The sequence below is a fragment of the Streptomyces sp. NBC_00094 genome, assembly GCF_026343125.1.
In the GTDB taxonomy this organism is placed as follows: domain Bacteria; phylum Actinomycetota; class Actinomycetes; order Streptomycetales; family Streptomycetaceae; genus Streptomyces.
Window position 1 is genome coordinate 3394383 of record NZ_JAPEMB010000001.1, and the last position, 20475, is coordinate 3414857.

Annotated in this window: 19 protein-coding genes and 1 tRNA gene; 8 read left to right on the top strand and 12 right to left on the bottom strand. The window is 72.1% G+C overall.

Annotated features, from left to right (window positions below; translation table 11 throughout):
* Window positions 1–294 precede the first annotated feature (294 nt).
* From OG580_RS14630 to OG580_RS14640, 3 genes are read right to left on the bottom strand one after another with little or no spacing between them, the layout of a single operon-like run.
* Window positions 295–1185, bottom strand: coding sequence for an SDR family oxidoreductase (locus tag OG580_RS14630; protein ID WP_267044115.1), 891 nt, complete (start codon window positions 1183–1185; stop codon window positions 295–297).
* Entirely contained in the window at window positions 1182–2087 is a 906-nt protein-coding gene (locus OG580_RS14635) for an alpha/beta fold hydrolase (RefSeq protein ID WP_267044116.1), read from the bottom strand. Before OG580_RS14635 ends, OG580_RS14630 begins: the two co-directional genes overlap by 4 nt.
* Window positions 2084–3616 carry an NAD(P)/FAD-dependent oxidoreductase gene (locus tag OG580_RS14640; protein ID WP_267044117.1) on the bottom strand — a complete coding sequence of 511 codons (1533 nt, stop codon included), beginning with the start codon at window positions 3614–3616 and terminating at the stop codon, window positions 2084–2086. The genes OG580_RS14635 and OG580_RS14640 overlap by 4 nt, the downstream gene beginning before the upstream one ends.
* Before the next feature lie 236 nt (window positions 3617–3852).
* Between OG580_RS14640 and OG580_RS14645 the strand changes: the two genes are divergently transcribed.
* Window positions 3853–4476 (top strand): MerR family transcriptional regulator, encoded by a 624-nt coding sequence (locus OG580_RS14645; protein WP_267048004.1) that lies wholly within the window; start codon window positions 3853–3855, stop codon window positions 4474–4476.
* An 88-nt stretch (window positions 4477–4564) separates the two neighbouring features.
* On the opposite strand, the gene OG580_RS14650 is transcribed toward OG580_RS14645, so the two are convergent.
* Window positions 4565–5368, bottom strand: a complete 804-nt coding sequence (locus tag OG580_RS14650) for an exodeoxyribonuclease III (protein ID WP_267044118.1) — start codon at window positions 5366–5368, stop codon at window positions 4565–4567.
* 50 nt (window positions 5369–5418) lie between these two features.
* Between OG580_RS14650 and OG580_RS14655 the strand changes: the two genes are divergently transcribed.
* The gene (locus tag OG580_RS14655) at window positions 5419–5898 is read left to right on the top strand and encodes a GNAT family N-acetyltransferase (protein WP_267044119.1); all 480 of its coding nucleotides are present in this window, start codon (window positions 5419–5421) and stop codon (window positions 5896–5898) included.
* Window positions 5899–5998: 100 nt separating this feature from the next.
* On the opposite strand, the gene OG580_RS14660 is transcribed toward OG580_RS14655, so the two are convergent.
* The 7 genes from OG580_RS14660 to galU form a co-directional block, all read right to left on the bottom strand.
* Window positions 5999–6072, bottom strand: a tRNA-Ala gene (locus tag OG580_RS14660).
* A gap of 94 nt (window positions 6073–6166) precedes the next feature.
* A complete protein-coding gene (glpR, locus tag OG580_RS14665) occupies window positions 6167–7195 on the bottom strand; it encodes a gephyrin-like molybdotransferase receptor GlpR (RefSeq protein WP_267044120.1) in 1029 nt (342 codons plus the stop codon).
* Window positions 7196–7331: 136 nt separating this feature from the next.
* Complete coding sequence (locus tag OG580_RS14670; RefSeq protein ID WP_267044121.1) at window positions 7332–7943, bottom strand: GNAT family N-acetyltransferase; 612 nt, start codon at window positions 7941–7943, stop codon at window positions 7332–7334.
* The gene (locus tag OG580_RS14675; protein WP_267048005.1) at window positions 7940–8446 is read right to left on the bottom strand and encodes a molybdenum cofactor biosynthesis protein B; all 507 of its coding nucleotides are present in this window, start codon (window positions 8444–8446) and stop codon (window positions 7940–7942) included. Before OG580_RS14675 ends, OG580_RS14670 begins: the two co-directional genes overlap by 4 nt.
* A gap of 71 nt (window positions 8447–8517) precedes the next feature.
* The gene (moaC, locus tag OG580_RS14680; protein ID WP_024754798.1) at window positions 8518–9003 is read right to left on the bottom strand and encodes a cyclic pyranopterin monophosphate synthase MoaC; all 486 of its coding nucleotides are present in this window, start codon (window positions 9001–9003) and stop codon (window positions 8518–8520) included.
* A gap of 58 nt (window positions 9004–9061) precedes the next feature.
* Window positions 9062–10330: a gephyrin-like molybdotransferase Glp gene (gene glp, locus OG580_RS14685; protein WP_267048006.1), complete on the bottom strand. Its 1269-nt coding sequence runs from the start codon at window positions 10328–10330 to the stop codon at window positions 9062–9064.
* Window positions 10331–10484: 154 nt separating this feature from the next.
* The gene (galU, locus tag OG580_RS14690) at window positions 10485–11396 is read right to left on the bottom strand and encodes a UTP--glucose-1-phosphate uridylyltransferase GalU (protein ID WP_267044122.1); all 912 of its coding nucleotides are present in this window, start codon (window positions 11394–11396) and stop codon (window positions 10485–10487) included.
* A gap of 104 nt (window positions 11397–11500) precedes the next feature.
* On the opposite strand from galU, the gene OG580_RS14695 reads away from it, so the two are divergent.
* Complete coding sequence (locus OG580_RS14695; protein WP_267044123.1) at window positions 11501–12106, top strand: 5-formyltetrahydrofolate cyclo-ligase; 606 nt, start codon at window positions 11501–11503, stop codon at window positions 12104–12106.
* Here the strand turns inward: OG580_RS14695 and OG580_RS14700 are convergent.
* Entirely contained in the window at window positions 12096–14852 is a 2757-nt protein-coding gene (locus tag OG580_RS14700) for a penicillin acylase family protein (protein WP_267044124.1), read from the bottom strand. The genes OG580_RS14695 and OG580_RS14700 overlap by 11 nt on opposite strands.
* Before the next feature lie 256 nt (window positions 14853–15108).
* On the opposite strand from OG580_RS14700, the gene OG580_RS14705 reads away from it, so the two are divergent.
* The 5 genes from OG580_RS14705 to OG580_RS14725 all read left to right on the top strand — a co-directional run bounded on the left by OG580_RS14705 (window position 15109) and on the right by OG580_RS14725 (window position 20444).
* A complete protein-coding gene (locus OG580_RS14705; protein ID WP_267048007.1) occupies window positions 15109–16740 on the top strand; it encodes a potassium/proton antiporter in 1632 nt (543 codons plus the stop codon).
* A gap of 253 nt (window positions 16741–16993) precedes the next feature.
* Window positions 16994–18271, top strand: a complete 1278-nt coding sequence (locus OG580_RS14710) for an MFS transporter (RefSeq protein WP_267044125.1) — start codon at window positions 16994–16996, stop codon at window positions 18269–18271.
* Window positions 18272–18469: 198 nt separating this feature from the next.
* Window positions 18470–18811 (top strand): FmdB family zinc ribbon protein, encoded by a 342-nt coding sequence (locus OG580_RS14715; RefSeq protein ID WP_267044126.1) that lies wholly within the window; start codon window positions 18470–18472, stop codon window positions 18809–18811.
* Window positions 18812–18892: 81 nt separating this feature from the next.
* Window positions 18893–19738 (top strand): S-methyl-5'-thioadenosine phosphorylase, encoded by an 846-nt coding sequence (locus OG580_RS14720; protein ID WP_267044127.1) that lies wholly within the window; start codon window positions 18893–18895, stop codon window positions 19736–19738.
* A 145-nt stretch (window positions 19739–19883) separates the two neighbouring features.
* Entirely contained in the window at window positions 19884–20444 is a 561-nt protein-coding gene (locus OG580_RS14725; RefSeq protein WP_267044128.1) for a hypothetical protein, read from the top strand.
* Window positions 20445–20475 lie beyond the last annotated feature (31 nt).

Sequence of the window (20475 nt, forward strand, 5' to 3'; positions counted from 1 at the left end):
AGGGTGTGAGGGGGACGGGGCGTCGCGCCCCTTGGGCCTCGATCAGCCTTGCACGGGCGCACATCCCGCGCATGTCGATCAGACACACCCCGTCACCACCCCACGGAACCCTCCCGCACCGCCGGGCCGCACACCCGTCCCGGCCGGGCTGCACACCGCGTCACCGCGGGACCGCACGCCCCTCACTGCCGGGCCGCACACCCGTCCCGGCCAGGCCGCACACCGCGTCACCGCGGGGCCGCACGCCCCTCACCGCCGGGCCGCGCCCCCGTCACCGCCGGGCCGCGCCCCACGTCACCGCCGGGCCGCACCCCCCGTGCGCGCCTGCTCATCGGCCGCCCCGCCCGCGCCCACCAGTCCCTTGGAGACCGAGCCGAGGCGCGGCTCGAAGCGCCGCATCTCGCGCTGACCGACCGTCGCGATCATCCCGGGCAGATAGCCCCGGACCGACTGCATCCCGCGCAGCCACCACTGCGCGTACACATGGGACGAGCGCCGCTCGATGCCCGCGACGATCCGGTCGACGGCCGGGCCGAGGGGGTACGTCCGGTTCGCCGGCCACGGCAGCCGCGAGCGGAGCTCCCGCATCACGTCGTCCTGGTCGGCGCCCCGCACCATGTCGGTGTCGGTCCAGGACAGATAGCCGACGCCGACCTTCACGCCCTTGTAGGCGACCTCGGCGCGCAGGCTGTGCGCGAAGGCCTCGACGCCCGACTTGGAGGCGCAGTACGCCGTCATCATCGGGGCCGGGGTGAGCGCCGCGAGCGAGGCGATCTGGAGGAAGTACCCCCGGGACTCCATGAGGACGGGCAGGAACGCGCGGCCGGTCACGGCGCCGCCGATCAGGTTGACCTCGATGACCCGCCGCCAGGCGTCGGGGTCAGACTCGACGAACGGTCCGCCGGCCGCGACTCCCGCGTTGGCGACGACGATGTCGACCTTCCCGAACCGCTCCTTGACCTCGGCCGCGACCTTCGCCATGGCCTCGTGGTCGGTGACGTCGGCGTGCCACCAGTCGGCCTCGGTGTGCAGCCGCCCGGCGACCTCCTTGAGCTGCTCCGGCTCCAGACCGACGAGCGCGATCTTCGCGCCGCGCGCGGAGAGCTTGCGGGCGAGGAGTTCGCCGACGCCTCGGGCCCCTCCGGTGACGACCGCGACCTGTCCTTCCAGACTCACCCGGCTCATGCCTTCTCCTTCACTTCCAGGTACGTGTCGGTCAGTTCACGGATCCGCGCCGTGACGGCCTCGGGGGCCTCCACCGGTGTCATGTGGCCCGCGCCGGTCAGTTCGAGGAGTCCCACGCACTGCGGGAGCGCCTCGGCCATGGCGCGGGAGTGGACGGGCGGGGTGAGCCGGTCGGCGGTGCCGACGAGGACGGCCACCGGCAGGTCCAGCCCCCGTACGGCCTCGTCGAGATCGAGCTCGGACAGGACGCGGGACCAGCCGACGCGGGCGCCGCGCGGGCAGGCGTGCACGATCCGGGCGCAGGCGTCGACCCGCTCGGGAGCCGACCCCGGTCCCATCGTCGCGTACTTGAGGATCTTCTTCGAGAGGGGCGTGACCGGCCCGAGGGGGGCCTTCGCGCCGAGGACGCCCCGGGTGAGCCGGGTACGCCGGCCGCTCGGCCGCAGCGGTACGACGGTGGCCTCGGCGGTCAGCCGGGAGGGCCCGGTGGAGCAGAGCAGTACGGCCGCCGCGTGCGCCTGGAAGCCGGGGCGGGAGGCCGCCGCCATCACGGTCATGCCGCCCATGGAGTGCCCGGCCACGACGGCCTTCTCGCCGGGGGCGAGGGTGGCCGCGAGGACGGCTTCGAGGTCGTCGGCGAGGGACCGGACCGAGTAGCCGGAGGGACCGGCGGGGGCCGGGGAGCGGCCGTGGCCGCGCTGGTCGTAGGCGATGACCCGGTGGTCGGCGGCGAGTGCCCGTATCTGCTCGGCCCAGAAGGAGATGGAGCAGGTCCAGCCGTGGGCGAGGACGACGACGGGGGCGCCCTCGGGGCCGTACACCTCGACGTGGATCCCGGAGCCGTCGGCGGAGACGGCGGTCAGCTCCCGGGACGCGGGCAGCGAGGTCAGGTGCCGGCTCACTGGGCCGCCTCCTTCTTGCGGGACGGACGGCGGGCGGCGTCGGCGGGCTTCGCGGACTTGGGGGCGCGCAGCACCTCGTACTCGGAGAGGTCGACCTGCCGGGTCTCCTTCCGGAACTCGCCCGTCGTCCCCGGCCACAGGGTGGTGTTGCGGCCGTTGGCGTCGAGGTACCAGCTCTCGCAGCCGCCGGCCTTCCAGACGGTCCGCTCCATCCGGGCCTGCACCTTGCGGTTCCAGGCGCCGACGGCGGAGGGCCGGACGGCGAGCGCCGAGCGGCCGCCGAGCATGTTGAGCTGGCGCAGGTAGTCGGCCATGTAGTTCAGTTGGGACTCGATCATCAGGATCATCGAGGAGTTCCCGAGGCCGGTGTTGGGTCCGATGACCGTCATGAAGTTGGGGAAGCCGGCGGCGGTGGCGCCGCGCAGCGCCTCCATGCCGCCCTTCCAGCTCTCGGCGAGCGTCTTCCCCTCGGCGCCGACGACCCGTTCGGCGATCGGCATGTCGGTGACGTGGAAGCCGGTGCCGAAGACGATGGCGTCGACCTCGGTCTCGGTGCCGTCCGAGGCCACCAGGGTGGAACCACGGACCTCGCGCAGTCCGGACGCGACGACGTCGACGTTGGGCTGGGCGACCGCCGGGTAGTACGTGCTGGAGAGCAGGATGCGCTTGCAGCCGATGCGGTACGAGGGCGTCAGCTTGGCCCGCAGCGCCGGGTCCTTGATCGCCTTGGCGATGTTGGCCTTGGCGAGCTTCTCGATCAGCCCGAGTTCGTTGGGGTGCTTGGTGAAGGCGCCGACCTGGAGTTCGCGGATGCCCCAGAGCAGGCCGCGGCGGAGGGTGCCGGTGACGGGCACGGCACGGTGGAGCCAGCGCTCGGGGCCGGAGATGGCGCGGTCCATGCGGCGCATGACCCACGGGGGCGTGCGCTGGAAGAGCGTCAGCTTCCCGACCAGGGGCTGGATCGCGGGCACGATCTGGATGGCGGAGGCGCCGGTGCCGATCATGGCGACGCGCTTGCCGGCGAGGTCGTAGTCGTGGTCCCAGCGGGCGGAGTGGAAGACCTTGCCGGGGAAGTCGGCGAGCCCCGGGATGTCGGGGATCTTGGGGTCGGAGAGCGGCCCGGTCGCGGAGACGACGACCTCGGCGCTGAAGGAGCCCTGGCTCGTCTCGATCTCCCAGCGGAGCGCTTCGGCGTCCCACTCCATGCGCCGCACCTCGTGGTTCAGGCGCAGGTGGGGACGGATCCCGAAGGTGTCCGTGACATGCTCCAGGTACGCGCGGATGTGGCGCTGTCCGGAGAAGGTCCGCGGCCAGTCCGGGTTGGGCGCGAAGGAGAAGGAGTAGAGGTGCGAGGGCACGTCGCAGGCACAGCCGGGGTAGCTGTTGTCGCGCCAGGTGCCCCCCACGGAGTCGGCCCGTTCCAGGACGACGAAGTCGGTGATTCCTTCGCGGCGCAGCCGGACGGCGGCGCCGAGGCCACCGAATCCCGATCCGATCACCGCCACCCGTACGTTCTCGTGCTTCGCCATGCCGCCTCCCGTGCGCCCGGCAGATCACGCCAGCAATCACTGGCACAGTCCGGACTGTAGAGCAGCTCCATACCGAGCGGTAGGGGTACGGCGAGGGAAAGTTACCGGCGGTACAACATAGGCTGGCGGGTGTGGCAGAAGGATCAGGTCCCGACACGGGCGCACACGAAACCGTGCACGCCGACGCTCATGACGTCGGACACGACGGCGTGCACGACGGCGTACGCGAGTACCGCATGGACGATCTGGCGACGGCCGCCGGCATCACCGTGCGCACCCTGCGCTTCTACCGCGAGCGCGGACTGATCCCGCCACCCCGCCGCGAGGGCCGGATCGCCTGGTACGACGAGCACCACCTCGCCCGGCTGCGCACCATCGCCGCCCTCCTGGAGCGCGGCCACACCCTCACCGGCATCGCCGACCTCACCACCGCCTTCGAGACCGGACGGAACGTCCGCGAGGTCCTCGCCCTCGGTCCCCCCACCGAGGAGGAGCCCGTCCGCCTCACCCCCGGGGAGCTCGCCGACCACTTCTCCGGCGAGGTCACCCCCGAGAACCTCGCGGCCGCCCTCGACCTCGGCTACCTCGCCACCGACGGCGAGGAGATCATCCACGTCAGCCGCCGCCTGCTCGACGTCTCCGCCTCGCTCGTCCGCGAGGGCATCCCGCTCGCCGAGGTCCTCAAGGCGGGCGCCCGCGTCCGCGAACACGCCGACGCGCTCGCGGAGCTCTTCACCGAACTGCTGCGCGCGCACGCGGCCGAGGACGACGTGTGGCGGCTGCGACCGCTCGCGAAGAGCGTCGTCGAGGCCGAACTGTCGATGGCACTCGACCGACGCCTGCGCCCCGAGGACACCTGACTCCCGGCGGCACACCGCCCGGAGCGCGCCCGGATCCCCACGGAGACCACGAGCGGCGCAGCCGGACGGGGCGCCCCTCCGCCGCTCCCTACAGGTCGTACACCGCGGTCACGGGGGCGTGGTCGCTCCACCGCTCGGCATGGGTGGCGGCCCGCTCGACGTAGGCCTTGACGGCCTTGCCGGCGAGGCCGGGAGTGGCGACCTGGTAGTCGATCCGCCAGCCGCTGTCGTTGTCGAAGGCGCGGCCGCGGTAGGACCACCAGGAGTAGGGCCCCTCCTGCTCGGGGTGCAGGGCACGCACGACGTCGACGTATCCCCCGTCGCCCTCGTCGAGGACCCGCCCCAGCCACTCCCGCTCCTCGGGCAGGAAGCCGGCGTTCTTCTTGTTGGCCTTCCAGTTCTTGAGGTCGGCCTCGCGGTGGGCGATGTTCCAGTCGCCGCAGACGACGACCTCGCGACCGTCGGCGGCGGCCCGCTCCCCGAGGTCCTTCAGGTACGGCAGGAACTCGCCCATGAACCGCATCTTCTCGTCCTGGCGCTCGGTGCCGACCTCGCCGGAGGGCAGGTAGAGGCTGGCGACGGTCACACCGGGCAGGTCGGCCTCGATGTACCGGCCGCTGCCGTCGAACTCGCTCGACCCGAAGCCGACGCGCACCCGGTCGGGCTCGCGGCGGGTGTAGAGGGAGACTCCGGCGCGGCCCTTGGCGGCGGCGGGCGCGTGGGCGGTGAACCAGCCCTCGGGCGCCCGTACCTCCGCGGGCAGCTGGGCCTCCTCGGCGCGGACCTCCTGGAGGCAGACCACATCGGCGGAGCTACCGGCCAGCCACTCGACGAAGCCCTTCTTGGCGGCGGCACGGAGTCCATTGACATTCACGGACGTGACAGTGAGCATCCCGGGAGAATACCGACACCGCATATCTGCATACATGTACGATACTCTGCATGAACATCCAGCCCACCCCCTTCGACCACCCCGATGCCGTCAAGCTCAACGACGCGGTGCAGCTCGAATACGCCGCCCGCTACGACGACGAGGGCGATGTCACACCGCTGGACTCCGCGATGTTCGTCCCCCCGCACGGCCTCTACCTCCTCGCCTACGACGACCAGGGCCACCCCGTGGCCACGGGCGGCTGGCGCACCCAGAACACGAACGACGCGGGCTACGCGGACGGCGACGCCGAGCTGAAGCGCATGTACGTGATCCCCGAGGCCCGCGGCCTGGGCCTGGCCCGCCGCATCCTGACGGCCCTGGAGTCCGACGCCCGCGCGGCGGGTCGCACCCGCATGGTCCTGGAGACGGGCGTGGCCCAACCCGAAGCCATCTCCCTCTACACCTCCAGCGGGTACGAACCCTGCGTCAAGTTCGGCCACTACCGCGACTACCCGACCAGCCGCTGCTTCGCCAAGCCCCTGGCCTGACGCCGACCGCCGCGCTCCCCGGGGGGCGCGGCGCGCGGCATGCCCCGGAACGCCGAAAATCCCGCCCGATCTTTCGATCGGACGGGATTCCCGGTGTCTGTGGACCTGTGGGGATTTGAACCCCAGACCCCCTCGATGCGAACGAGGTGCGCTACCAGACTGCGCCACAGGCCCTTGCGACGTGTGAAACATTAGCATCCCTACCGGCTCACGCAAAAATCCGTTCCGCCGCAGGTCACCGGGGGCCGTCGCGGGCCCCCGGCGGGGGTCATTCGTTGGCCGCCCGAGGGCGGTCGTCGTCCGCGTACTGGTCGAAGAGCGGCGTGCGGCCGTTGTCGCGGCCGCGGCGCGGCGGGGCGCTCCGGCGGCGAGGAGCCGGGGACGGGGCGGGGGCCGGGTCCGCGGCCGTCGAGGAGCGGGCCGCGCTCCAGGTCTCCGGGTCCGTGATGTCGACGCCGCTCGACGCGCGCGGGGCGACCGGGGCGGTGACGTACGTGGGGAGCGGGACCGGGACCGGCTCCCAGCTGTCGCCGCGGGCCGGGCCGCGCTCGCGCTGCTGGTCCACCCACTCCGCGTGGTCGGTCTGCTCGACCAGGGCACGGCGGCCCGCCTCCTGCGGGGAGGCCTCGGGCGCCGGCTCGGGCGTCGGGGTGGGCCGTCGGCTCTCGCGCAGCCGGGCCGCCGCCGCTTCCGCGCGGCGCCGGTCCATCACGTACACGAAGCGCCGCCGCTCCTGGACCCGCAGATGCACGATGTACGAGCTCAGGAGCAGCGCCGGGACCGCGGGCGCCCACAGGAAGGGGACGCCGCCGACGGCCGCGACGACCGCGCCGAGGGTGAAGCCGGCGAAGAGGAGCGTCGTGGTGCGCCGGCGCCGGGCGAGGACCTTGCCCCGGCGGGCCCGCTCGGCCGCCGCGCCCGTGGCCGGGCGGGCCGGGGCGGGGGCGGAGGCGGGTTCCGGCGCGGGTTCCGGTTCGGGCTCCGGGAGTTCGAGGCGCGCCTCGGTCCTGGCCGCGGGCGCGGAAAAGGCCCGGACGTCGACCGAGCTCAGATGCTCGGTCTCCACGTCCGGGTCCACGTCGGGCGTCGGTCCCTCCGCCGTAAGGTCCCGCTCCTTGAGCTCCTTGGCGTACCGGCGCTCCATTCCCGCCCGTCCGGACAGCAGCCGGATGGCGGTGCTGAAGCGTTCCGTCGGACGGGCTTCGTTCAGCTCGTCCTGCCTGCGGAGCCACATCGGCACCAAGTAGGCGGCCCAGGCCCCGACGATGACTGCGTAGATGAGGCCGCTGCTGCTCACGCCTCACACGGTAGAGGGGTTCGCGTGGGGGCATCGGCCAATTGGCCCGGTGTGTCGCACGATCTGGCTGATATCACTGAACTTTTTTGTGATTGTTCAGATCGTTTGCGTGCAACTACCGATTGAATTCGAACACTTATTTCATTCTCGTCTGACGCCAACGCCGGACGAGCCCCTCCGGCACCTCCTCCACCGTCAGCGCGAAGACCAGATGATCCCGCCACGCGCCGTCGATATGGAGATAGCGGGGGCGCAGCCCCTCCTCGCGAAAGCCGAGTTTCTCGACGACGCGGCGCGAAGGGCCGTTCTCCGGACGGATGCAGACCTCCATGCGGTGCAGCCCGACCGCGCGGAAGCAGTGGTCGACGGCGAGCGCGACCGCCGTCGGCATCACCCCGCGCCCGGCCACCTCGCTGTCCACCCAGTACCCCACGTGGCCCGAGCACATCGAGCCCCAGGTGATCCCGGCCACGGTCAACTGACCGACGAGCCGCCCCTGGTACTCGATGACGAACGGCAGCATCCGGCCGGCCTTCGCCTCCGACCGCAGATGACGCACCATCTGACGGTACGTCGGCCGCTGCGCGACCGGGCCGCCCGGTGCCGCCGGCGGCACCGTCGCCTCCCAGGGCCGCAGCCACTCGCGATTACGTCGGTTCACCTCGCGCCAGGCCCGCTGGTCGGCCATCTTTATCGGACGGAGGACGACGTCCCCGTCCACCAGGACCACGGGCCAGGGCGGGATCATGACGGTCTCGGGTGGTCGCCGCCGCGGATCTGGTCGACGGCGTGCCGCAGCAGCGGCTCCAGGACCGCGAGCCCGTCCCGTACCCCGCCCGGCGAACCCGGCAGGTTCACCACCAGGGTGCCGCCCGCGACCCCCGCGAGGCCGCGCGAGAGCGCCGCCGTCGGCACCTTCTCCCGGCCGTACGCGCGAATCGCCTCCGGGATGCCCGGGATCTCGCGGTCCAGGACCCGGCGGGTGACCTCGGGCGTCTCGTCGGTGGGCGAGATGCCCGTACCGCCGGTGGTGACGATCGCGTCGTACCCCGCCTCGATCCCCGCCCGCAGCGCGGCCTCCACCGGCGCCCCGTCCGGGACGATCTGCGGGCCGTCCACGGCGAAGCCCATCCGGGCCAGGCCCTCGGCGATCAGCGGACCGCCCTTGTCCTCGTACACGCCGGCCGAGGCGCGGTTCGAGGCGGTGACGACCAGGGCGGAGTACGGGGCGGACAAGGCACCGCCGAGCACGGCCGGGAGCGACTCGCTCGTCGGCGCCTCGGCCTCGTGGACGTGTGCTCCCGCCACCCGGCCCGCGCGCGTCACGATCCGCTCCGCGTCCAGTGGCCCGACTTTCCGCCCGTCTTCTCCTCCACCCGTACGTCGGAGATGACCGCGCCCTTGTCAACCGCCTTCACCATGTCGACGACGGTCAGGGCCGCCACCGAGACCGCCGTCAGGGCCTCCATCTCGACGCCCGTGCGGTCCGTCGTCTTCACCGTCGCCAGGATCTCGACGGCCTCGTCCGTGACCGCCAGGTCCAGCGTGACGCCCGAGACGGCGAGCGGATGGCAGAGCGGGATCAGGTCGGGGGTCTTCTTCGCCCCCATGATCCCGGCGATCCGGGCCGTCGCCAGCGCGTCGCCCTTGGGGACGCCCTCGCCGCGGAGCAGCTCGATCACGCGCGGCGAGACGAGGACCCGGCCGCTGGCCCGCGCCGTGCGGGCCGTGACGTCCTTCGCGGAGACGTCGACCATGCGGGCCGCACCCGCCTCGTCGATGTGGGTGAGACCTTGCTGCGTGCTCATGGCCGTGACACTCCCGGTCGCTGTATGGGGACGACACCGTACCCCCACCCTCGCCCCCTCAGCCGAGGAGGACCACTTCCAGCTCACTGCCCGGCTCCACGCTGTCCGTCTCCTCGGGGACCACGAGCAGGCAGTCCGCGTGCGCGAGGGCCGCGATCAGGTGCGAGCCGGCGCCGCCCACCGGAGTGACGGTGCCCGCCTCCGGGTCGTACGCGCCGCGCAGGAACTGACGGCGGCCGGCCGGCGACGACAGCGCCTTGTCCGCGGTGAGGACCGCCGTGACGGTCGGTCTGTGCAGGTCCTCGACGCCCATCAGGGCCCGGATCGCGGGCCGCACGAAGAGCTCGAAGGAGACGTACGAGGAGACCGGGTTGCCCGGCAGCGCGAGGAGCGGGATCTGCTCGGCGCCGATCGCGCCGAAGCCCTGCGGCTTGCCCGGCTGCATGGCCAGCTTGCGGAAGTCGACCTGCCCGTCGGCGCCCAGCGCCTCCTTCACCACGTCGTACGCCCCGACGCTCACCCCGCCCGTCGTCACGATCAGGTCCGCCCGGATGAGCTGGTCCTCGATCGTGGCCCGCAGCGTCTCGGCGTCGTCGGTGACGGCGCCCACCCGGTAGGCCAGGGCGCCCGCGTCCCGCGCGGCCGCGGCCAGCGCGAAGCTGTTGGAGTCGTGGATCTGGCCCTCGCCCAGCGGCTCGCCGGGCTGGACGAGCTCGCTGCCGGTGGAGATGACCACGACCCTCGGACGCGGCCGCACGCGGACCGTGCCCCGGCCGATCGCCGCGAGGAGCCCGATCTGCGGCGGCCCCAGGACCGTGCCCGCCGCGAGGGCCAGCTCCCCGGCCCGGACGTCGCTGCCGCGCGCGCGGACGTGCGCGCGGGCCTCGGCGGCCCGGTGCACCCGGACCTCGCCGCCCGCGCCCTCCGGGGCGGAGCTCGCGGCGCGCATGCCGGTGGCCGCGCCCCCGCCCGTACCGCCGTCGGTCCACTCGACGGGGACGACGGCCTCGGCGCCGGGCGGCAGCGGGGCGCCCGTCATGATCCGGGCGGCCTGGCCGGGGCCGACCGTGGGCAGCCCGCCGTCACCGGCCGCGACGTCCCCGATGACCGTGAGGACGGCGGGGAACTCCTCGGTGGCACCGGCGACATCGGCGACCCGTACCGCGTACCCGTCCATGGAGCTGTTGTCGAAGGGCGGCAGCGCGACCGGCACCGTCACGTCCTCGACGAGGACGCAGCCCTGCGCGTCGAGGAGTTGGAGTTCGATGGGTTCGAGCGGGCCGACCGTCGCGAGGATGTCGGCCAGGTGCTCGTCCACCGACCACAGGCCGCCGGCCGGACCCGCGCAGGGGTCCGCCGGGCCGTGCTCGTGGCCGTGGCCGTGGCCGTGGCCGTGGCCGTGGCCGTGGCCGTGGCCGTGGCCGTGGCCGTCGGACGGGTGCTCGCCTGACGACGACGGTGTCGCGCTGCTGCTCAAGGTCCTACATCTCCTCGCTGACGTATCTCCGGAGCCAGGCCCGGAAGTCCGGTCCCAGATCTTCACGTTCGCACGCGAGTCTGACAATGGCACGCAGATAGTCCCCGCGGTCACCGGTGTCATAACGGCGCCCCTTGAACACGACACCGTGCACCGGCCCGCCGATCTTCTCGTCGGTGGCCAGCTTCTGCAGGGCGTCGGTCAGCTGGATCTCGCCACCGCGACCCGGCTCGGTCTCCCGCAGCATCCCGAAGACGGCCGGATCCAGTACGTAGCGGCCGATGATCGCGTAATTGCTGGGCGCCTCCGCCGGTTCCGGCTTCTCGACCAGGTCCGTCACCCGCACCACGTCCGAGTCGACGGTCGCCTCGACCGCCGCGCAGCCGTAGAGGTGGATCTGCGCGGGCTCGACCTCCATCAGCGCGATCACGCTGCCGCCCTCGCGCTCCTGGACCTCCACCATCCGCGCGAGCAACGGGTCGCGCGGGTCGATCAGGTCGTCACCGAGGAGCACCGCGAACGGCTGGTCACCGACGTGCGGGGCCGCGCACAGCACGGCGTGGCCGAGCCCGCGCGGGGCGCCCTGGCGCACGTAGTGCATGGTGGCGAGGTCGCTGGACTCCTGGACCTTGGAAAGGCGTTCGTCGTCGCCCTTCCGCATCAGAGCTTCCTCCAGCTCGTAGTTCCGGTCGAAGTGGTCCTCCAGGGGACGCTTGTTCCGGCCGGTGATCATCAGAACGTCCGAGAGGCCGGCCGCGACGGCCTCCTCGACGACGTACTGGATGGCCGGCTTGTCGACGACCGGCAGCATCTCCTTCGGCGTCGCCTTGGTCGCCGGGAGGAAGCGGGTGCCGAGTCCGGCGGCCGGGATGACAGCCTTGCTGATCCGGCCGAGCCTGGGGAGCGACTGATTCATGCGGTGCACCTTAGTCGTTCGGAATGAGAGAAAGATGTGGCTCCGATTAACTTCCTCCACATAAAGACAGTTACGAGAGTTTCGTGAATTCACATGAGGCCGTCATGACACCCGAGATGTCCGAAAAGACCATGCTCCGCAGTCGACTTCTGGCCGCCCGAGCCGCCCTGAGCCCCGAAGCCCTCGCGCACACGGCCGAATCCCTCGCCCGCCGGGGAGTGGAACTGGCCGAACTCGCGGAGGCGTCCACCGTCGCCGCCTACGTGTCCGTCGGCCGCGAGCCGGGCACGCGCGCGCTGCTCGACGCGCTGCACGCGCGCGGGGTGCGGGTCCTGCTCCCCGTGCTGCTCCCCGACAACGACCTGGACTGGGCCGCGTACGAAGGTCCCGAGCGGCTCGCGAAGGCCGGCCGGGGGCTCCTCGAACCGGTCGGGCCCCGCCTCGGCCCCGAGGCCGTCTGCGCCGCCGACGCCGTGCTGCTGCCCGGGCTCGCCGTCGACGGGCGCGGGATGCGGCTCGGACGGGGCGGCGGCTCGTACGACCGGGTCCTCGCCCGGCTCGCCCGGGCGGGCGCCGACCCGGCCCTCGTGGTGCTCCTGTACGCGGACGAGGTGGTCGCCCGGGTCCCGGAGGAACCGCACGACCACCCCGTCCACGCGGTGGTGACCCCGCTGGGGGTCAGCCGCTTCCCGACGACCCCTACGGCTTGAGGACCAGCGTGTCCTTCGTCGCCGCGTCGACCGCCGCCTTGCCGTAGGCCCAGTCGAAGAGCTCGCCCCTCGCCCAGGCGTCCGTCTGGTCGGTGTAGTGGGGGTCGAAGGCGTGGCCCGAGGCCCCGGTCAGGTTGACCCACCGGGACTTGTCCCAGTCGCCGACGTTGACCACCATCCGCATCGACGGCACCCAGATCACCTCGTAGCCGCCGGCCGCGTTCCAGCCGGTCGCGTCGACCGCCGCCTCGCCGCCGCCCAGGTTCCACGGGCCGCGGTTGAGGAGCTGCTGCACGAGGCCGGGGCCGGCGGTGCCGAGGGTCTGGTTCTTCAGGGTCAGCTGGTGCAGCCGGCCCCAGCTCCAGGTCGAGACGTCCTTGCCGAGCTTGGCGGTCAGCTCCCAGCGGGCGTCCTTCATGGCCCGGGCGAGCAGCTGGTCACGGGTCTCGGTGGCCGCGTCGGTGCGGCTGCCGGGACTCGTCCACCACTCGCTGTCCTCCTGCTTGAGGAGCGGGCGGACCACCTCGTACCAGCGGTCGCCGCCGTCCGGCTGCGCCGAGTCGGGGTCGCGCTGGCCGCACTCGCGGACGAGCTTGTTCTGCTCGTCGACCGGGCCGGTGGCGTCGGCCGGGCGCACGGTGATGCAGTCGCCCTCGGCGCGCAGCTCCTTGGGCAGCTTGTTCCCGAAGGCGAGCTTGAGGACGTTGCGCCAGACCGCGTTGAAGTAGGCGGCGGCGGCCGAGTCGGGCTCCTGGGTGTAGTCCCAGCCCTCCAGGAGCTTCTGCGCCTCGCGGACGTACGGGTCCGAGATGTCGACCTTCAGCAGGAGCGGGTTGAGCAGGGTCGCGATCTCGCTGCGGTTGTCCGTCTGCATGGTCCGCATGTCGTCCGGCGAGATCTTGCCGCCGTCCTTGATCTTCGACTCGATGAGGTCGTTGATCCGCTGGCTGCGCGAGCCGTAGCCCCAGTCCTTGGTGAGCAGGTCGGGGTAGGTCTTCTCGTCGATCACGGCCTGGTTGGCGGTGACGATGTAGCCGCGGTCGGGGTTGTACTCGTACGGCAGCTGCGCGAAGGGGATGTACCCCTTCCACCGGTACGTGGAGTCCCAGCCCGGCGCCGGGAGGGTGCCGTCGCCCTTGCCGCGCTGCGGGATCTTGCCCGGGGACTGGTAGCCGATGTTGCCCGCGGTGTCGGCGTAGATCAGGTTCTGGGACGGGACCTCGAAGTTCCGGGCCGCGGCGCGGAAGGTGGTGAAGTCCTTGGCGCGGTCGAGCGCGAAGATCGCGTCCATCGACTTGCCCGGCTGGAGCGCGGTCCACTGGAGGGAGACGCCGTAGCCGGTGCCGCGGTCGGGGGCGGCGTTGCCGACGGGGGCCTTCTGGCCGACCTTCTCCAGTTCGGAGGAGCGGTCGGAGACGAGCGGGCCGCGGTCGGTGGAGCGGACCGTGATCTTCCGGTCCTCGCCGCCGGCGACCTTTATGGTCTCCTCGCGGGTCGTGAAGGGCTTGACCTTGCCGTCGACGAGGTAGCCGTCGGGGCCGATCCGCTCCAGGTAGAGGTCGGTGACGTCGGCGCCGAGGTTGGTGAGACCCCAGGCGATCTTGTCGTTGTGGCCGATGATCACGCCGGGCATGCCCGAGAAGGTGTAGCCGGCGACGTCGTAGCGGCAGGTGGCCGAGACCGAGCGGCAGTGCAGACCCATCTGGTACCAGAGGGACGGCAGCATCGGCGCGAGGTGCGGGTCGTTGGCGAGGAGCGGCTTGCCGGAGGTCGTGTACCTCCCGGCGACGACCCACGAGTTCGAGCCGATGCCGTTGCCGTTGGGGCCGAGGAGGGCCGGGATGCTGTCGAGGACCTCGGAGAGCCCGCTGAGCTGGGCGTCCACGCCGCCGCCCTGGGAGGACGAACCGGAGGAGCCGCCGGGGCCCGTGCCCGGGGTGTCGCCCGTCGTCGCGCCGTCGGCCTCGCCGGCCTTCGCCGTCGGGTCGAAGGAGCCGGTCGACTCGTCGACCGCGCCCTGGTCGACGATCGGCTGGTGGAGCGCGTACGGGTACGCCGGGTACAGCTGCTTGATCTGGCTCGCGCTCAGCCGGCTCGTCATCAGCGAGCGGTCGATCTCGTCCTGCATGTTGCCGCGCAGGTCCCAGGCCATCGCCTTGAGCCAGGCCACCGAGTCGACCGGGGTCCACGGCTCGATCGCGTAGTCGTTGGTGAAGGCCAGCGCCGCGTACTCGACGGAGATGTCCGCCGGGTCCCGGTCCTTCAGGTAGGCGTTGACGCCCTCCGCGTAGGCCTGGAGGTACTTCTTCGTCTCGGCCGACAGGACCTTGTCGTACTCCTGCTGCGCGACCTGGCGCCAGCCGAGCGTGCGCAGGAAGGCGTCGGTGTCGACCTGGCCCTCGCCGAACATCTCCGAGAGCCGGCCCGCGGTCATGTGCCGCCGGACGTCCATCTCGTAGAAGCGGTCCTGCGCCTGGACGTAGCCCTGGGCGCGGAAGAGGTCCGTCTCGTTGTCCGCGTAGATCTGCGGGACGCCGTTCGCGTCGCGCTTCACCTCGACGTCGCCGGAGAGGCTGTCGATCCGGATCTCGCCGGTGGTCTGCGGGAACGAGGCCCGGACGGTGGTGACACCCCAGTACCCGGCGAATCCGATGCCCGCGACCAGCGCAAGGACCAGGACGAGGAGGAGCAGGCGGACGCGCCGCCCTTTCTTCTTGGCGGGGGGCGCGGTCGTGTTGGAGGGCATCGCTGTCCTTCGAGGGGCAGGGTGGTCCTGGAGTACGGGAGCAACCTTAGGCGCAGCGTCCGGAGGGCCCGGACGCGGTGTCAGGAAGAGAACCGTACTGATGAGCGGCCCGATGCAAAGGAGGCGTCAAGAAAACGTTAAAGATTAGGTAAGGTAACGAAGTGTCGGCCGCTGGAGGAACGATCCAGCTGCATGCGAGGGGAAGGAACGGCCACTGACTGTCCACGAGCTCAACGAACTTCTGCTCATCTGCTCGCTGGTGTTGCTGATCGCCGTCGCGGCCGTGCGGATCTCGTCGCGGAGCGGGCTCCCCAGCCTGCTGCTCTACCTCGGGATCGGCATCGCGATAGGGCAGGACGGCATCGGCAACGTCGCCTTCGACAACGCCGAGCTGACCCAGGTCATCGGCTACGCCGCCCTCGTCGTGATCCTCGCCGAGGGTGGCCTCGGCACGAAGTGGAAGGAGATCAAGCCGGCCCTGCCGGCCGCCGTCGTCCTCTCCACCGTCGGCGTCGCCGTCAGCGTCGGCATCACGGCCACGGCCGCCCACTACCTCGTCGGCCTCGAATGGCAGCAGGCGCTGATCATCGGCGCCGTCGTCTCCTCCACCGACGCCGCCGCCGTCTTCTCCGTGCTGCGCAAGGTGCCGCTGCCCTCCCGGGTCACCGGTGTCCTGGAGGCCGAGTCCGGCTTCAACGACGCCCCGGTCGTCATCCTCGTCGTCGCCTTCTCCACCGCGGGACCCGTCGACGCCTGGTACGTCCTCGTCGGCACGATCGCCCTGGAGCTCGCCATCGGCGTCGCCGTCGGCCTCGCCGTCGGCTTCCTCGGCGCGTACGGCCTGCGGCACATCGCCCTGCCCGCCTCCGGCCTCTACCCGATCGCCGTCATGGCCATCGCGGTGGTGGCGTACGCGGCGGGCGCCCTGGCCCACGGCTCCGGCTTCCTCGCCGTCTACCTGGCCGCGATGGTCCTCGGCAACGCCAAACTGCCGCACGCACCCGCCAACCGCGGCTTCGCCGAGGGGCTCGGCTGGATCGCCCAGATCGGCATGTTCGTCCTGCTCGGCCTGCTCGTCACCCCGCACGAGCTGGTGCACGACTTCTGGCCCGCCGTCGTCATCGGCCTCGTCCTGACGATGGTCGCGCGGCCGATGGAGGTCCTGGTCAGCCTGGCGCCCTTCCGGATCCCCTGGCAGGAGCAGGCCCTCATGTCCTGGGCCGGCCTCCGCGGAGCCGTCCCCATCATCCTCGCCACCATTCCGATGGTGGGGCAGATCGAGGGCAGCGAGCGGATCTTCAACATCGTCTTCGTCCTCGTCGTCGTCTACACCCTGGTCCAGGGACCGACCCTGCCCTGGCTGGCGAAGGCGCTGAAGCTGGGCGACTCCGCGGAGGCCGCCGACCTCGGCGTCGAATCGGCCCCCCTGGAGCGGCTCCGCGGCCACCTGCTCTCCGTCGCGATCCCGCAGGGCTCCCGGATGCACGGTGTCGAGGTCGCCGAGCTGCGGCTCCCGGCCGGAGCGGCGGTCACCCTCGTCGTACGGGACGAGAAGAGCTTCGTACCGGGCCCCGCGACCGTCCTGCGCCGCGGCGACGAGCTCCTCGTCGTCGCGACCGACCCGGTGCGGGACGCCACGGAGCGGCGCCTGCGGGCGGTCGGACAGGGCGGCAAGCTCGCGGGCTGGCTGGGTACGGGGGGCGCCACGGCGGCCACGAAGCCCAGCGCCACGGCGATGCGCTTCCACCTTCCCGGCGGCCACGAAGGCCACGAAGGCGGCGGAGGCGGTCGCGAAGGCAGCCACGGCCGTCGCGACGGCGGCCACGGCGGCCATGACGGTGGCGAAAACCGCCACGGCAGTGGCTCCTCGAAGAAAACAGCCGGTTAATCGCAGGCATTAATTCAGGTGCGGGAGCGTTTTCCCAGGCGGGAAGACGCTCTCCCCTGTAGCATGAAGGCACACCTGATCGAACCAACTCTGCCTGACGCAGAGCTGGCGCGACCGTATGGCGGCCGAGGCGCCTCCTCCGCAAGGAGGCCGGCCCGGTATCTACCGCAGTTCCGCGCATGAGGACAGCTCTCGGCGACACCCGCACCACCGTGCACGGGACGCGCTACCAGGCGGCAGAAAGGCCAGGACCGTGGCGTCCACGGTCATCTCGGACAAGCGGCCCGGCTACGGGCAGCTCCTGCGCACCCCCGGTGCGCTGTCCTTCCTGCTCCCCGGGTTCGCCGCCCGGCAGCCCTTCGCGATGCTGACCATCGGCATCGTCCTTCTCGTCCAGCACACCACCGGCTCCTTCGGCAGCGCCGGCGCCGTCGCCGCCGTCACCGGCGTCTCGATGGCGCTGTTCGCCCCGCAGAGCGGCAAGCTCGCCGACCGGTACGGCCAGCGCGCCGTCCTGATCCCCGGCGTCCTCGTCCACACCGCCTCGGTCGTGCTGCTCGTGGTCCTCGCCCTGGCCGGCGCCCCGCTCTGGGCGCTGTTCCTGGCCGCCGTGCCCGCCGGCGCCTCCGTCCCCCAGGTCGGACCGATGGTCCGGGCCCGATGGGCGGCGAAGCTCGACGGGAAGCCGCTGATGCCGACGGCCGCGGCCTTCGAGTCCGTGACCGACGAGTTCACCTTCGTCGTCGGCCCCGTCCTCGCGACCGCCCTGTGCACCGGCATCCACCCGGCCGCGGGCCTGATCGCCGAGGCCGCCCTCACCCTCGTCGGCGGCCTGTTCTTCGCCGCGCAGCGCGCCACCCAGCCGCCGTTCGGGATCTCCGCGGCCAACGCCGCCGGACCCCGGCGCTCGGCCCTCTCCATCCCCGGCGTCCGCGTCCTGATCGTCGCCTTCCTCGGCATCGGCTCCGTCTTCGGCGGAATGCAGGTCTCGCTGACCGCCTTCACCGAGGAGATCGGCAACCCGGGCGCCAACGGCCTGCTGTACGGGATCTTCGCCGCCGGCAACATGCTCGCCGGCATCGCGATGGGCGCCGTAGCCTGGAAGACCGGCCCCCGCCGCCGCCTGATCCTCGGCTACGCCGGCCTCACGATCGCGGCCTCCCTGCTGTGGACCGCCCACTCGGTGCTCCTCCTCGGCGCCCTGGGCCTGGTCGTGGGCCTGTGCATCGCCCCCGCCCTGATCACCGGCTACACGATCGTCGAGACCCTGATCCCGGCGTCGTCCCGTACCGAGGCCTTCACCTGGCTCACCGGCGCCGTCGCGCTCGGCCAGGCCGCGGCCGTCACGGTCGCCGGCCGCCTCGCCGACTCCCAGGGTTCGAGCGCCGGGTTCCTGGTGCCGGCCGTCGGCACCGTCCTCGCCCTGGGCACGCTCGTCGCCCTCCGGTCGCGGCTGGCGCCGGCCCGCGCGACCCGTACGGTCGCGCGGGGCACGGTCGACCGCGATCCTGTCGCAGTCGGAAATGCGTGACGATTCCACGGAATACGTCAGTGTGACTCCTCCGCCTACTGGAGGCGGCTTCTCACTTGAGCCCGCAGGCTCTTGTGACGGCCAAGCCCTGACCGCTGCCGGAGCAGGTGACGAATCTTACTCCGATCGACTGGCGGCAGCCGCTACTATGGAAAATTGTTAGCACTCAACGAGTGAGAGTGCCAGGAGGAAGTCACAGTGCCGACCTACCAGTACCAGTGCACCGAGTGCGGCGAAGGCCTCGAGGCGGTGCAGAAGTTCACCGATGACGCGCTGACCGAGTGCCCCAGCTGCAAGGGACGCCTGAAGAAGGTGTTCTCGGCCGTCGGCATCGTCTTCAAGGGCTCCGGCTTCTACCGGAACGACAGCCGCGGCTCGTCGTCCAGCAGCTCGCCGGCCGCGTCGAAGTCCTCGACCCCGTCGTCCTCGACGTCCTCTTCGGACTCGAAGCCGGCCGCGTCGTCGACCTCTACCGCTTCGTCCGCGTCCTCGACCTCTTCGTCGTCGTCGAGCGCCGGAAGCTCGACCTCGGCCGCCTGATCCGTTGCCTCACCGAGGGCCCCGTCGCCGTGCGCGACGGGGCCCTCGGCGTTTTCCGGCGGCGCCCGTAGGGTGACGGCCATGACGACCCATGGTGCGTACGCGGACATCGGCGTGATCGGCGGATCGGGCTTCTACTCCTTCCTGGAGGACGTCACGGAGGTGTCCGTGGACACCCCGTACGGCAGCCCCAGCGACTCCCTCTTCCTCGGCGCGATCGCCGGCCGGCAGGTCGCGTTCCTCCCCCGCCACGGCCGGGACCACTCCGTCCCGCCCCACCGGATCAACTACCGCGCCAACCTCTGGGCGCTGCGCTCCCTCGGCGTACGGCAGGTCCTCGGGCCCTGCGCCGTCGGCGGGCTCCGCGAGGAGTACGGGCCGGGCACCCTCGTCGTACCGGACCAGCTCGTCGACCGGACGAAGAGCCGGGCACAGACGTACTTCGACGGGGAGCGGCGGTCCGACGGAGCCGTGCCCAACGTCGTCCACGTGACCTTCGCCGACCCCTACTGCCCCGACGGGCGGCGGGCCGCCGTCAAGGCCGCCCGGGGGCGGGACTGGGAGCCGGTGGACGGCGGCACGATGGTCGTCGTCGAAGGGCCCCGCTTCTCCACCCGGGCCGAGTCGCGGTGGCACGCCGCCGCCGGCTGGTCGGTCGTCGGCATGACCGGCCACCCCGAGGCGGTCCTCGCCCGCGAGCTGGGCCTCTGCTACACCTCGCTCGCGCTGGTCACGGACCTCGACGCGGGCGCCGAGACCGGCGAGGGCGTCTCCCACACCGAGGTGCTGCGGGTGTTCGGCGAGAACGTGGGACGGCTGCGGGAGGTGCTGTTCGACGCGGTGGGCGCGCTCCCGGCGACGGCGGACCGGGACTGCCTGTGCACGGAGGCGCACGCGGGCTGGGACCTGGGGATCGCACTGCCGTAGGGCCGCCCGGCGAGGCCTCCCCTCCTCCTCAGGGGTGAGGGAGTTGTCCACAGACGGTGGGTGATCCACAGGTCGGAGCGGGGACGCGGGACGGCCGGGAAGGTGGGGCGTGGCCCTTCTCCCGACCAGGACAGGCGGTACCCCGATGACCACGCATTCCCTTTCCTCCGTTCCGGCGCCGTGTTCCGTGCCGGCCTTCGAGCCGGTACGGAGCGGGGGCGGCCGGCGCGGGCCGCTGAGGGCCCTGCGCCGGGGGCGGCGTACCCCGGTCGTGCTCCTGGTGCTCACGGTCGCGGCCCTGGCCGCCGCGAGCGCGGGCTCGGTTTCGGGCGCCGGTTCGGGTGCGGGTTCGAGTGCGGGTGCGGCTCCGGGGGTCTCGCCGCCGGGGCCCGGCGTGACGCCTCGGGCACGGCCGCCCGCCGCCGTCCGGCTGGTGTCCGCGCCGGTGCGGATCGCCGACGCCGAGACGGTACGGCTGCTGCGCCCCGGAGACCGGGTCGACGTGATCGCCGCGCCCAACTCCCCGATGGGCGAAGCCGGTGAGGCCCGCGTGGTCGCGACGGGCGCCCGAGTGGCCGAAGTTCCACGCGCGGGCGAGACTCGTTCGGACGGAGGGGCACTCGTCGTCCTGTCCGTGCCACGGTCGACCGCGGCGGTGCTGGCAGGTGCCGGTGTCACGTCCCAACTGGCGGTGACGCTGTGCTGATTCGCACTGACTCACTGTCAAGTCGCCGGTC